Below are 12986 nucleotides of genomic sequence, written 5' to 3'. Positions count from 1 at the left end.
GTCGCCTCCTTCCGTCACGGCAGGGTCCATTTCTGGTTGGGTCCGGTGTGGCAGGTCCACAGGTGGACGGGGGTGCCGTCGTTCCAGGTGCCGCCGGATGCGTCGAGGCATCTGGCGGACTGGGGGTTGCGCAGGGTGCCGTCGGTGTGGGGGGTCCATTTCTGGGCGCCGGTGCCGTTGCAGGTCCACAGCTGGATCCTGGTGCCGTCGGCGGTGGCGCCGCCGGAGACGTCGAGGCATTTGCCCAGTGCCTTGAGGGTGCCGTCGTCGGCGAGGGTCCATCGCTGGGCGCCGGTGCCGTTGCAGGTCCAGATCTGGACCTTGGTGCCGTCGGCGGTGCCGGCGTTGTCGACGTCCAGGCACTTGCCGCCCACGCCCTTCACCTCACCGGAACGCGGCCCGGGCGGCGTGGTCCCGCCGGACCTGGTGAAGGAGAACTCGTCCACGTCGAACAGCGATCCGGCGCCGCCCTTGAACACCAGATACAGGGTGGTGGAGCCGCCCGGCTGGTTGGCGAGGGGAGCGCTGACGTCCTGGAACGTCTCCCAGCCCCCGGTCACCGGCACGGTCGCGGTGCCCAGCAGGGTGCCGGTCGCGGAGCCCGCGCGGACCTCGATGGTGCCGCCGCTGCCGGCCGAGGAGACCCGGGCGGTGAAGGCGGTCGTGTTGTCGAGCGCGTACGGCGCGAAGGAGATCCAGTCGCCGTTCTCGATGTGTCCCACCGTCCTGCCGCCGTGCGCCGGGGCGTGGTTCACGACCTGGACCCCGGACGAGGCGCCGTAGTGCTCGCCCTGCCGGTGGGAGGGCTGGACGACGGCCTGGTCGTGGGCGGTGAGCGCCGGCTGGCCGTTGGCGCCCCGGTCGGTGTACTCGGCGTCGATCACGCCGAAGATGTTGGCGTTCGGATCGTGCTCGCCGTCCGCCAGGGTCTGCAGGGTGCCGCTGCACCCGGTGGCCGAGGTCTGCGGGTGGCCGTGGCTGTCGTGGCCGACGATGAAGGTGACCTCGACCCTGGAGCAGTCGACGGCACCGTCCTCGGGGTCGGTCACCGTCACCCTGAAGGGGATCGCCTCGCCGAAGTCGTGGATGCGTCCGTCGGCCGGGAGGTCCAGGGTCACCTTGGGCGCCGTGTTGCCGACGGTGACGAGCACGGAGGCGGAACCGGACCTGCCGGTGGGGTCGGTGACCGTCAGGGTCGCCGTGTACTGGCCGTTCACGGTGTACGTGTGGGACGGGTTCGCCTGGGTGGAGGTGCTGCCGTCACCGAAGACCCACCGGTGGCTCAGCGCGTCGCCGTCGGGGTCCGAACTGCCCGCCGAGGAGAACGACACCGCGAGAGGGGCCCTGCCCGACGTCACGTCCGCCGCCGCGCGGGCGACGGGGGCGCGGCCGCCGGTGACGTGCTCGATGCGGTACAGGGCGGAGTTCTCGTCGCCGTTGAAGTAGCCGGTGCCGTAGTCCAGCACGTACAGCGCGCCGTCCGGCCCGAACGCCATGTCCATCACCTGGGTGCCGCTCCAGGGGAAGGCGTTGACCGACTGCACGGTGCCGTCGCCGCCGGCCTCGATGCGCTTGATCCAGCGGCGCCCGAACTCACCGGCGAAGAAGTCGCCGTCGTACTCCTGCGGGAACTTCACCTCGGACGTCGACGCCGCGTCGTAGCGGTAGACCGGTCCGCCCATCGGGGACTCCGAGCCGTTGCCGAACTCCGGTACGGATCCGCCGTCGTAGGGGATCCAGGCCGGCTGGGCGGGCGGCAGATCGGTCAGCCCCGTGTTGCGGGGCGAGGTGTTCCTGGGCGCCGAGCAGTCGAACTTCGCACCCGAGGTGCCGGAGGCGAAGTCGTGGTCGGTGTAGGCGTCGTTCCTGCCGGTGCAGTAGGGCCAGCCGAAGTTGCCCGCCCGGGTGATGCGGTTGAACTCGACCTGCCCGGCCGGGCCGCGCGAGGCACTGGCGGCACCCGCGTCGGGGCCGTAGTCCCCGAGGTGGACGATGCCGGTGGCCTTGTCGACACTCATCCGGAACGGGTTGCGGAACCCCATGGCGTAGATCTCGGGCCGGGTCCGGGCGGTGCCCGGCGCGAAGAGGTTGCCGCTCGGGATCGAGTACGACCCGTCCGCGTTCACCTTGATGCGCAGCACCTTGCCGCGCAGGTCGTTGGTGTTGCCGGCCGAACGCTGGGCGTCGTAGGCGGGGTTGCGGGAGGCCCGCTCGTCGATCGGGGTGTAGCCGTCCGACGCGAACGGGTTGGAGTCGTCGCCGGTCGACAGGTACAGGTTCCCCGCCGCGTCGAAGTCGATGTCGCCGCCGACATGACAGCAGATGCCGCGCGAGGCGGGCACGTTGAGGATCCGCTGCTCGCTGGCGAGGTCCAGGGTGCCGTCGGCCCTCAGCACGAACCGGGAGAGCCGGTTGACACCGTCGTACGGGGTGAAGTCCGCGGCCGATCCGTCGGACGGCGCGTCACCGCCCGGCGTGCCGAGCCGAGGGGCGTAGTACAGGTAGATCCGGCGGTTGGAGGAGAAGCCGGGGTCCGCCGCGACGCCCTGGAGGCCCTCCTCGTCGTGGCTGTAGACGTCCAGCTTCCCCGCGGTCCTGGTGGTGCCGGCCGCGTCGGTGATCCTGAGGGTGCCGTCCCGCGAGGTGTGCAGGACCGAACGGTCGGGCAGCACCGCCAGGGTCATCGGCTCACCGGTCTCGGCCACTCCTTTGGCGAGAGTGACCTGCTGGAAGTCCTCGGGTGCCGCGGCAGCCTGAGGCGGCGCGGCGGCGGGCTCCGCCGCGCCCGCCGGTGCCACGGGCAGGAAACAGCCCACGGCGCAGATCGCGGCCAGCGTCAGGGAGCGGATCCGCCGGCGTCCCGGCGGACGTGGGCCTAACGGTCTCGTGCGCACAAGTGTCTCCCGGGTGTGGGGTGTCGGCAGGCCGGACGGACCTGCCGGGGAGTACGGGCGCGCGCCGTCGCGCCGTGAAGTGGCCGGTCATCGAGGTCGTGACCGGTACACCTCATGGAAGCTAGCGGCCTTCGTTGAAAGGCGTAACCCCTTTCGCACGAGAACCCTTTTCTTTTTCCTGGCCGGGGACAAAGGGGTGCGGTGCGGCCGGAAGGCTCCCGGCCGCACCGTCACCGGGCTCCGGCCCGGGGCGTCGGCAGGCCCCGGCCCGGCGTCCTCAGACGAACCGCCACAGGTGGTCGTCGGTGCCGTTGTCCTCGTACTGGACGACGTGGGCGCTGTTGGAGGTGGACATGTTGTCGACGCCGAGGACCTTGCCGCTGTGCCGGTTGCGCACGAGGAACCAGCCGTCGCCGCGGTCCACCGGCGTCCACAGGTGGTCGTCGGTGCCGTTGTCCTCGTACTGGACGACGTGGGCGCTGTTGGAGGTGGACATGTTGTCGACGCCGAGGACCTTGCCGCTGTGCCCGTTGCGCACCAGGAACCAGCCGTCTCCCTTGTCGACGAGCTGCCAGGCGTGGTCGCCGGTACCGGAGTTGTCGAACTGGACGACGTGGGCGCTGTTGGAGGTCGACATGTTGTCCACGGCGAGGACCTTGCCGCTGTGCTTGTTCAGGATGCGCCGGAAGGGAGGTTCGGGGGTCCAGTCGTGTCCGTCCGGCGTGGCGGTGGGGAAGGCGGAGACACGCAGGCGCGCGGCCCCCATGGGAATGAGCGTGACCGTCTCCACGGGCGCGTCGCTGCGGGCCGGGCTCTGCTGCAGGGGTGCGACGACCTGCTCGGTGTCCGTGATCCAGGTGCTGATGCGCCGCGCCTGCGCGGTGATGCGCACCGGGACGGTGCCGTGGCTGAAGGGGAGGTCGGCGACGGGGGCGGTCGCCGGGTGGAACGACAGCGGCGCGTCGGGTACCAGGCCGTAGTTCCAGGGGGTGGTGGCGTGCACCTCGTACTCGGGGAACGTCTCGGTGCCCGCGTGGCGCTCGTAGCGCTCGCCGATCCGCAGCGCGTAGCTGAGCGGCCCGTGGTCGACGCCGACCGCGCCGTGCCGGCCGGTCCAGCGGCGCAGCACGGTGCGCTGCGGCAGACGCAGGGTGACCGTGTCGCCGTTCCTCCAGAGACGGTCGACGCGGGCGAAGGCGGGACCGTCGGGCGCGGTGACCGTCCGCCCGTTCACCTTCAGTTCCGGGCCGCGGCACCAGCCCGGTATGCGCAGGAGCAGCGGGAAGGAAGCGGACCGGTCGAGGGAGAGCGTCAGCCGGACGGTCTCGGAGAAGGGGTAGTCGGTCGTCTCCCGCACCGTCACCCGTGCGCCGCCCGCGACGACGGCGCTCACCTCGCACGGGGCGTAGAGCGCGGCGGCCAGACCTCCGTCGGGAGTGGCCAGCCACGCCTCCTCGCTGAAGTACGGCCAGCCCATGCCGTAGTTGTGCGGACAGCAGCGGTACTGGTCGACGCCGGGCTGGTACGACTGCATCGCGAAGCCGTTCTGGAACTGCCCCTGGGTCTTGCGCTCGCTGCCCAGGTCGACACAGTTCGCGCTGGTGATGTAGTGCACGCCCTTCCCGTCGGGGTCGAGGGCCGCGGGAAGCAGGTTGAAGGCGAGATCCTCGCACCGGTCGGCCCACACCGGATCGCCGGTGGTGCGGGTGAGCAGCTGATGGCTGGCCATGAACTCGACGATGCCGCACGTCTCGAAGCCCTGCCGGGGGTCGGTGAAGCCCGGGCGGATGTTCTCGTCCCCCGCGAAGCCGCCGCCGGGGAACTGCCCGTACCCGGCCAGCACCTGCTCGTAGGTGCGGTACGTGGCACGGGTCAGGGCCGCGTCGCCCGTCACCTGCGCGTACTGAGCCGGTTCCCGGAAGCCCTGGGCGATGTTGACGTTGTGCTGGTTCGGCAGGGCACCCGTCCAGTCGGCGCCGTAGGTGTGCATCTTCGCCGCGAGATCGAGCAGGAAGGCGTCGCCCGTACGGCGGTGCAGCCATGCCGCGACATCCAGGCCGTCGCCCCAGCGCAGGGACACCCAGCTGGAGTCGAAGGCGCCCCGCCCCTGGGCGTTCATGTAGCGCAGGAAACGGGTCAGGAACGGCACGACACGGCTGTCTCGCGCGTACTCCTCCCAGGTGCGCAGGGCCATGAGCAACGGCAGGAACGGCCAGAAGTCCGGGCCTCCGTTCAGCGCGGTGCGCAGCGCGCGGGGGCCGAAGAAGCCGTCGGTCTGCTGGGTGGCGAGGACGGCGTCGATCCATCTGCGCGCGGTGGCCAGCGCGTCGCGGTCCTGTGTGGCGACGGCGAGCGGGACGTATCCGCGCAGCCAGTACGGCAGTTCCTCCCAGCCGCCGTTCTCCGGGTGGACCCAGCCGGACGTGCCGAAGTCGAGGAAGTGGGAGATCTCCGCGTAGCGGCCGAACAACCCGGCGAGCTGCTGGCGCAGTTGGCCGGCCAGCCAGCCGCGCGGGGTGATGCTGCCCGGCCGCAGCCTGAGCAGGGCGTCCGGCGCGAGGGCCTGGCCCGCGGCTGTCGCGGGAAGGGAGGCCGTCAGCGGTGCGACCGAGGCCGCGCCGGCCACCAGGGCGGTGTCGCGGAGGAAGCGTCGTCGGGGCAAGGGCATACGGGAGCTCCTGTCGGTGATCGGTCCCTGGGCGGCCGGCGGGGAGGGGGAAACGGCGGCGTCCCGATGGGCACATGGACGTGACGACTGGCTCTACAACGTTAGAAAAGCGACCTCTGGCATGAGAGCACGCACACCCGGGCCTGTCCAGGGACATGACAAGACGGGAGTGTTCCGGCCGGATCCCGGTGGTGAGGTTCGCCGGGCGGGGTCCTGGAGCGTTCCGGTCGGCCCGCGGAACCGGGTGGCCTGTCGTGCGGGAGCGGGCCGAAGGATCTGTGACCTGGAACACGGAGCCCGGAGCGATGACTTCGCCGGCCGGCGCCGGTCCGACAGGGGACGACATCGCGCGAGAGCGGCTCTGCCGTGAAGCACCTACAGGAAACGAGGACACCGATGGCCGACGCAGTGAAGGGCCCCGCGAGCTACTTCCCCTCCATCGAGAAGAAGTACGGCCGCCCGGTCGCGGAGTGGAAGGAGCTGATCCGTACGTCCCCGCTCACCAGGCACGGGGAACTCGTGAACTGGCTCAAGTCCGAGCACGGCCTGGGCCACGGCCACGCCAACGCGCTCGTCGCGCACACCCTCGCCGAGGACCCGGCGAGCTGAAGTGCCCGGCGGGCTGAGGCGCCCGGCGGGCTGAAGTGCCCGGTGCCCGGGCGGCCGGAGTCGTTCCGGCGGTGACGGGCCGAAGGCCGGCGTTCCCCGGACCTGCGGGGACGCCGGTGTTCTCGGCGACGCCCGCGGGATCCGCATCGAGCACTGCGACCGGTGGGGCGTGTGACCGGCCCCGCGGACGGCGGTGACGACCGCCACCGCCGAGGCCGGCGGCCGGTGCCGCGACGGAGCCTCACGGGGCTGCCGGGCCTGCCGGGCCTGTCGTCCGCGTCAGGCCGGCCGTGAAGGTGCGGCCCCCTCGGCGCGGGCGCGGCGCCAGGCGCCGTCCGTCAGGAGCCGCAGGCCGTTGAGGCCGACGAGGACGGTGGAGCCTTCGTGCCCGGCGACTCCGAGGGGCAGCGGAAGGGTGCCGGCCAGGTCCCAGCCGACGAGGACGGCGACGAACGTGCCGGCGATCACGAGGTTCTGGACGACGAGCCTGCGGGCCCGGCGCGAGAGGGCGACCACCGCGGGGACGGCGGTGAGTTCGTCGCGGACGACGACCGCGTCGGCGGTCTGCAGGGCGAGGTCGGAGCCGGCCCGTCCCATGGCGACACCGGTGTGCGCGGCGGCGAGCGCGGGGGCGTCGTTGACGCCGTCCCCGACGACGAGGAGTCTGGCTCCGGTGCTCTGGAGCTCGTCGACCGCGGCGACCTTGTCCTGGGGCAGCAGACCGGCACGGACGTCGCCGATGCCGGCCTCGGCGGCGAGACGGGCGGCGGCGCGCGGGTTGTCGCCGGTGAGCAGGACCGGGGGCCGGCCGGTGAGTCCGCTCAGGGCCCGGACGGCGACGGCGGCCTCCGGCCTGAGGCGGTCGGCGATCCCGAGCACGCCGGCCGGGTGTCCGTCGACGGTGACGACCACGGCGGTGCGGCCGTCCTCCTCCACGGCGGCGGCGAGCACGGCGGCAGGGTGGGCGGCGGAGTTGAGCAGCCGGGCGGGGCTGCCCACGGCCACCCGGTGCCCGTCGACGGTGGCGGTGACGCCGGTGCCGGGGGTGGAGGCGAAGGACTCCGCGGGCGGCAGGCCGAGACGCCGGGCTCGGGCGGCGTCGACGACGGCGCGGGCGAGAGGGTGCTCGCTGGGGTGCTCGGCGGCCGCGGCGAGCCGGAGCAGGGCGTCCTCGTCGAGGCCGGAGCCGCTCACGGGCAGCAGGCCGGTCAGGCGCGGGGTGCCTTCGGTGAGGGTGCCGGTCTTGTCGAGCGCGACCGCGTCGACGTGCCCCAGGCGTTCCATCACGACGGCGGACTTCACGAGCACGCCGTGGCGGCCGGCGTTGGCCATCGCCGAGAGCAGCGGCGGCATGGTGGCCAGGACGACGGCGCACGGCGAGGCCACGATCATGAAGGTCATGGCGCGCAGCAGCGCGGCCCGCAGGTCCTCACCCAGGAGCAGCGGGATCACGAGGACCAGGACGGTGGCGGCGACCATGCCGAGGCTGTAGCGCTGTTCGACCTTCTCGATGAAGAGCTGGGTGGGCGCCTTGGTCCTGGAGGCGTCCTCGGCCATCGTCACGATGCGGGCGACGACCGACTCCGAAGGGTCGCGCCCGACCCTGATCCGCAGGGCGCCGGAGCCGTTCAGGGTGCCCGCGAAGACCTCGTCGCCGGGGTGCTTGGCGAGTGGCAGCGGCTCGCCGGTGACGGTCGCCTGGTCGACGTCGCTCGCACCGTCGAGCACCCGGCCGTCGGCGCCGATGCGTTCCCCGGGGCGGACGAGGACGGTGTCGCCCACGGCCAGCCGGGCGGCCGGGACGGTCTCCTCCGTGCCGTCGTCCGCGAGGCGGGTCGCCGTCTGCGGTGCGAGGTCGAGCAGCCCGCGTACGGAGTCGGCCGTGCGGGCGGTGGCGACGGCTTCCAGGGCGCCGGAGACGGCGAAGATGACGATCAGCAGCGCGCCGTCGAGGACCTGGCCGATCGCGGCGGCGCCGAGTGCGGCCACCACCATCAGCAGGTCCACGTCGAGCGTCCTGTCCCGCAGGGCCAGGAGTCCCTCCCGGCCCGGTTCCCAGCCTCCGGTGACGTAGGTGGCCGCGAACAGCGGGCCCCATGCCCAGGCCGGCGCGTCCAGCAGATACAGCGGGAGCGCGAGCAGGAACAGCGCCAGCGCCGCGAAAGCCCACCGGACCTCGGGCAGCGCCAGGAGCCGGGTACGGCGCCGCGGCGGGACGGGCACCGCGGCGGCGGGCGGCCGCTCCAGGACAGAAGACATGACAGAGCAACCCTTCACGGGCGGAGGCGGTGCGACGCGCCCACCATACAGGAACATATGAACAGGTCTTCAGGTGTCGCTCGTATCATGGTCCCATGGGCCATGGACCGAATACCGGCAGCACCACCCGCGAGCGTCTCGACACGGTCGGCGCGGCCGATGTCGCCGCGACCCTCCAGGCTCTCGCCACCCCCTCACGGCTGTACATCCTGGCCCGGCTGAGGGAAGGGCCCTGCTCGGTCGGCGACCTCGCCACCGCGGTCGACATGGAGCCGTCGGCGTGTTCGCATCAGCTCCGTCTGCTGCGCAACCTCGGCCTCGTCACCGGGGAACGGCACGGTCGCTCCATCGTCTACGCCCTCTACGACAACCACGTCGCCGAGCTGCTCGACCAGGCCCTCCACCACGTCGAGCATCTGCGCATGGGTGCCCGCGACCTCCCCGCCGGGCTCGCCGCTCCGGCCGCGGCCGAGTAGCGCCGGGCGGGGGAGTGTCCGGCCTGCCGGCCGGTCCGCCTGCCTGTGTGCCCGCGGGGGCCCCGGTCCTCAGCCGGTGTGGACGCGCGGGCGGCGTGCGGGGTCCGGCTCCGCCTCGCGCAGGACCTCGCGGGTGACCGGGGCGACCTCGCCCTGGCCGAAGAGGAAGAAGCGCAGGAAGTTGGCGAACGGGCTGCCCTCGGTCCACTCGAAGTAGATGTGCGGGATACGGCCGGTGGAGTCGCGGACGTGCAGGAGAAGCGCGGCCAGGGCGTTGGGGACCGAGGACGACTCCACGGTCAGCACCCGGTGGCGGCCGTGCAGGACCTCGCCGCGCACCACCAGACCGGCCTCGAAGTCGGAGGGGTCGGTGACGGTGACCTCGACGAAGACGAAGTCCTCCTGCTCGGGCAGGTCGTTGTCGGCGCGGATCTGCTCGGTCTTGTCGCGGTACTCCGCCTTGTCGCGCCGGTCGGGCTCGTTGGCGATGAACCGGATCCTGCGGCCGGCGATGTCGCGGACGAATCGCTGAGCCATGTCGTCCATGACCACGCCGGTCACGCGCAGCTCGAAGGCGCGCAGCAGCCGTGAGAGCAGGGAGATGAGGATGATGCCGGCGATGAAGCAGGCGCCGATCTTCACGCCGTCGGGGCGTTCGATGACGTTGACGACCGTGGTGTAGAGGAACACCACGGAGATCACCGCGAACGCGACGGTCCAGTTGCGCTGCCCGGCCTTGCGCGCGGCGATGGTCACCGCGATCGCGGCGGAGGTGATCAGCACCAGCACGCCGGTGGCGTAGGCGCCGCCCTGGGCGTCGACGTCGGCGTCGAAGATCCAGGTCACCAGGAAGCCGACCAGGGTGAAGACGAGGACCATCGGGCGGACGGCCCTGGCCCAGTGGGGGGCCATGCCGTAGCGGGGCAGGTAGCGCGGCATCAGGTTGAGCAGACCCGCCATCGCGGAGGCGCCGGCGAACCACAGGATGGCGATGGTGGAGACGTCGTAGACCGTGCCGAAGGTGTTGCCCAGGTAGTCGTGCGCCAGATAGGCCAGCGCCCGCCCGTTGGCCTTGCCGCCCTCCTCGAACTCCTTCTCCGGGATCAGCAGAGTGGTGATGAAGCTGGTGCAGATCAGGAAGCAGCTCATGATCAGCGCGGCCGTGGTGAGCAGTTTTTTGGTGTCCCGGACGCGTCCCGCGGGCCGCTGCTCGGTGTCGGTGGCGTCGCCCCGCACGTGCGGCATCACCGCGACGCCGGTCTCGAAGCCGGACATGCCGAGCGCCAGCTTCGGGAAGACGATCAGGGCCATGCCGATCATCACGAAGACATTGCCGTGCTCGGCGGTCAGGGCGTTCCACCAGTCGGTGACGACATGGCCCTCGGTGACGACGTGGTACAGGCCGCTGACCACCACGACGGCGTTGAGCGCGAGGTAGACGCCGACCAGGGCGACGGCGACGCCGACGGCCTCCAGGAAGCCCTTGAGGAAGACCGCGCCGAGCAGCGCGATCAGGACCAGGGTGATCAGCAGCTGCTTGTCCTGCAGCGCCTCTTCGAGGTGCGGGTTCTCCACGAGGTGGGTGGAGGCGTCGGCGGCCGACAGGGTGATGGTGATCAGGAAGTCGGTGGCGGCGAAGCCGAGCAGGGTCAGGACGAACAGCTTGCCCTTCCAGAAGGTGAGCAGCCGTTCCAGCATGGCGATGGAGCCCTCGCCGTGCGGGCTCTCCTCGGCGACCCTGCGGTAGACCGGGAGGGCGCCGGCCAGGGTGACGATCACCAGCACGACGGTCGCGACCGGGGAGAGCAGCCCGGCCGCGAGGGCGGCGATGCCGGGCTGGTAGCCGAGGGTGGAGAAGTAGTCGACGCCGGTCAGGCACATCACCCGGTACCAGGGCTGGCCCTGGTGCTCCGGCCCGGGCTCCGGGCGGGGGCCCACCTGGCCCTGGTCCTTGCCCATGTCGGACAGGCCCTCCAGCATCCAGGCACGCAGCCGGTGCGGTGGGTGTTCGGTGGTGGCCATCGGCGGGCTCCTGATGCGCTGTTCGGCGGGGGTTCCTGCCGTCACGCGGACGGCCGAATCAGCGTAAGCAGACAGTGAGGCCCTGGCCTGCGAACAGGGGCCTTCTGCCCGTCAGGATCCCGTCAAGGTTGCACCGGTGCGCGCCGGACGCACCGCACGGCACCGGGGTGACACCGGGTGGCACCCGACGGCGGCACGGCCTCGGCCACGGCGGAGGGCCCGCCGTCGCCCGGTGCGCCGGTCCGACCGCCCTCGGCTGCCTCTGGTCCGAGCCGCTGTCCGGCCGCGCCCCGAAGCAGTCGGCCACGGCCGGGGCGGACGGCCGCGGCCGGGGCAGGCGGCGGGGTGACCGCGGCCCGCCCCTCCTCGCTCAGTGGTGGAAGCCGACGCGGGCCGAGTCGTGCGGATGTCCCTCGTCGAGATGCTTGATCGCCCTGCGCATGTCCTCGGCGAGGAGCTCGATCTCGTCGCGGTCGACGCCGTGCCGGACCAGCACACGCTGGATCACGGTCTCCTGGCGGTCGGGCGGCAGCGGATAGGACGGGACCTGCCAGCCGCGCATACGGAGCTGGTCGGACAGGTCGTACAGGCTCCATCCGGCCGAGCCCGGGTCGGTCAGGGTCCAGGAGACCGCGGGCAGGGCCCCGGTGCCGTCGTAGAGCAGGGTGAAGGGGCCCATGTCGGCGACCTGCCGGGCGAAGTGCTGGGCCGTGTCGGCGCACGCCTGGTAGACGCGCCGGTATCCCTCGCGGCCCAGGCGCAGGAACATGAAGTACTGGGCGACGACCTGTCCGCCGGGCCGGGAGAAGTTCAGGGCGAGGGTGGGCATGTCGCCGCCGAGGTAGTCGACGTGGAAGACCAGGTCCTCCGGCAGGGCCGCCTTGTCGCGCCACAGGGCCCAGCCGACGCCGAGCGGCGCCATGCCGTACTTGTGGCCGGAGGCGTTGATCGAGGCGACCCGCGGCAGCCGGAAGTCCCACTCCAGGTCGGGGTGGAGGAACGGGGCGATGAAACCGCCGGAGGCCGCGTCGATGTGGAGGGGGACGTCGAGGCCGGTCTCCGCCTGCATGCGGTCGAGTTCGGCCGCGATCTCCGCCACCGGCTCGTAGGTGCAGGTGTAGGTCACGCCCAGGATCGCCACGACGCCGATCGTGTTCTCGTCGACGTACTGGCGCAGTTGGTGCGCCTGCAGGCCGGTCGCGCCCGGTTCCACCGGGACCTGGCGCAGCTCGACGTCGAAGTAGCGGGCGAACTTCTCCCAGCACACCTGTACGGGGCCGCACACGAGGTTCGGCCGGTCGGTCGTCAGGCCGGCGGCACGCCGCCGGTCGCGCCAGCGCCACTTCAGGGCGAGGCCGCAGAGCATGGCGGCCTCGCTGGAGCCGGTGGTGGAGCACCCCACGGCGGGTTCGGAGCCGTCGGAACCGCCGGGGGCGTGCCACAGGGAGGCGAGGATGTTGACGCACCGGGACTCGATCTCGGCCGTCTGCGGGTACTCGTCCTTGTCGACGATGTTCTTGTCGAGGCACAGGTCCATCAGGCGCCTGACCTCGTCGTCGATCCAGGTGGTGCAGAACGTCGCCAGGTTCTGGGCCGCGTTGCCGTCCAGGAGCAGCTCGTTGCGCAGCAACTGGTAGACGACGTGCGGGGGCGCCGGCAGCTCCGGCATCGCCCGTTTGGGCAGAGGTTTCTCGCTGATCGGCGAGGTGAAGACGTCGGCGGCCGGATCGGCGGCCGTTTCCTTGGCGTTGTGCAGAGCCACCGGTGGCACCTCTCGCGTCGTCCTGCCGTGTTCTCTCTCGGAGGCTATGAGCGAGGAGCCGTACCCGACAGCGGGCGTGGCCCGGCCGGGTGACGCGGCCCGTGACCCGGGCCCGGTACGGACCTCCGGCCACCGCTCCCGCTGTTGGTCCTGCGGAGGAATCGCCCGCAGAATATCCGCTATGTTCCTTTTGCCCTGCCGGAGTCGAAGCGTGATCAGGGGTGCTCGCACCAGGTGCCCCATGCGCCCAGCGCCCCGGGACGTGCCATGAGCGGCATCCTCCCCGCGTACGGCCG

The 12986-nt window shown here is 71.9% G+C and carries 7 protein-coding genes; 2 read left to right on the top strand and 5 right to left on the bottom strand.

Translation table 11 applies throughout. The annotated features are described in order from the left end of the window. Positions 1-14 precede the first annotated feature (14 nt). Both ACIQGV_RS19940 and ACIQGV_RS19935 read right to left on the bottom strand, forming a co-directional pair. A complete protein-coding gene (locus tag ACIQGV_RS19940) occupies positions 15-2894 on the bottom strand; it encodes a lectin (RefSeq protein WP_402496353.1) in 2880 nt (959 codons plus the stop codon). A 277-nt stretch (positions 2895-3171) separates the two neighbouring features. Continuing rightward, entirely contained in the window at positions 3172-5562 is a 2391-nt protein-coding gene (locus ACIQGV_RS19935) for an RICIN domain-containing protein (RefSeq protein WP_402496352.1), read from the bottom strand. A 396-nt stretch (positions 5563-5958) separates the two neighbouring features. Here ACIQGV_RS19935 and ACIQGV_RS19930 point away from each other — a divergent pair, with 396 nt between their 5' ends. Then, positions 5959-6171: a DUF4287 domain-containing protein gene (locus ACIQGV_RS19930; protein ID WP_402496351.1), complete on the top strand. Its 213-nt coding sequence runs from the start codon at positions 5959-5961 to the stop codon at positions 6169-6171. Between the two features lie 279 nt (positions 6172-6450). Here the strand turns inward: ACIQGV_RS19930 and ACIQGV_RS19925 are convergent, their stop codons facing one another. Continuing rightward, the gene (locus tag ACIQGV_RS19925) at positions 6451-8430 is read right to left on the bottom strand and encodes a heavy metal translocating P-type ATPase (protein WP_402496350.1); all 1980 of its coding nucleotides are present in this window, start codon (positions 8428-8430) and stop codon (positions 6451-6453) included. A 95-nt stretch (positions 8431-8525) separates the two neighbouring features. Here ACIQGV_RS19925 and ACIQGV_RS19920 point away from each other — a divergent pair, with 95 nt between their 5' ends. Next, positions 8526-8906, top strand: coding sequence for an ArsR/SmtB family transcription factor (locus ACIQGV_RS19920; RefSeq protein ID WP_402496349.1), 381 nt, complete (start codon positions 8526-8528; stop codon positions 8904-8906). A gap of 69 nt (positions 8907-8975) precedes the next feature. On the opposite strand, the gene ACIQGV_RS19915 is transcribed toward ACIQGV_RS19920, so the two are convergent. After that, a complete protein-coding gene (locus ACIQGV_RS19915; RefSeq protein ID WP_402496348.1) occupies positions 8976-10928 on the bottom strand; it encodes an amino acid transporter in 1953 nt (650 codons plus the stop codon). A 370-nt stretch (positions 10929-11298) separates the two neighbouring features. After that, positions 11299-12690, bottom strand: coding sequence for a glutamate decarboxylase (locus tag ACIQGV_RS19910; RefSeq protein ID WP_402496347.1), 1392 nt, complete (start codon positions 12688-12690; stop codon positions 11299-11301). Positions 12691-12986: the final 296 nt, after the last annotated feature.

It is taken from the genome of Streptomyces sp. NPDC093094 (assembly GCF_044754345.1).
Lineage (GTDB): Bacteria > Actinomycetota > Actinomycetes > Streptomycetales > Streptomycetaceae > Streptomyces.
Note: the sequence above shows the minus strand (reverse complement) of the source record. Positions and strands in the feature narration are given on the sequence as shown.

What these genes read in the sequence shown, in the direction of transcription:
- ACIQGV_RS19935 (WP_402496352.1), bottom strand. Translation starts at nt 5,562, where the DNA reads ATGCCCTTGCCCCGACGACGCTTCCTCCGCGACACCGCCCTGGTGGCC.
- ACIQGV_RS19930 (WP_402496351.1), top strand. Translation starts at nt 5,959, where the DNA reads ATGGCCGACGCAGTGAAGGGCCCCGCGAGCTACTTCCCCTCCATCGAG.
- ACIQGV_RS19925 (WP_402496350.1), bottom strand. Translation starts at nt 8,430, where the DNA reads ATGTCTTCTGTCCTGGAGCGGCCGCCCGCCGCCGCGGTGCCCGTCCCG.
- ACIQGV_RS19920 (WP_402496349.1), top strand. Translation starts at nt 8,526, where the DNA reads ATGGGCCATGGACCGAATACCGGCAGCACCACCCGCGAGCGTCTCGAC.
- ACIQGV_RS19915 (WP_402496348.1), bottom strand. Translation starts at nt 10,928, where the DNA reads ATGGCCACCACCGAACACCCACCGCACCGGCTGCGTGCCTGGATGCTG.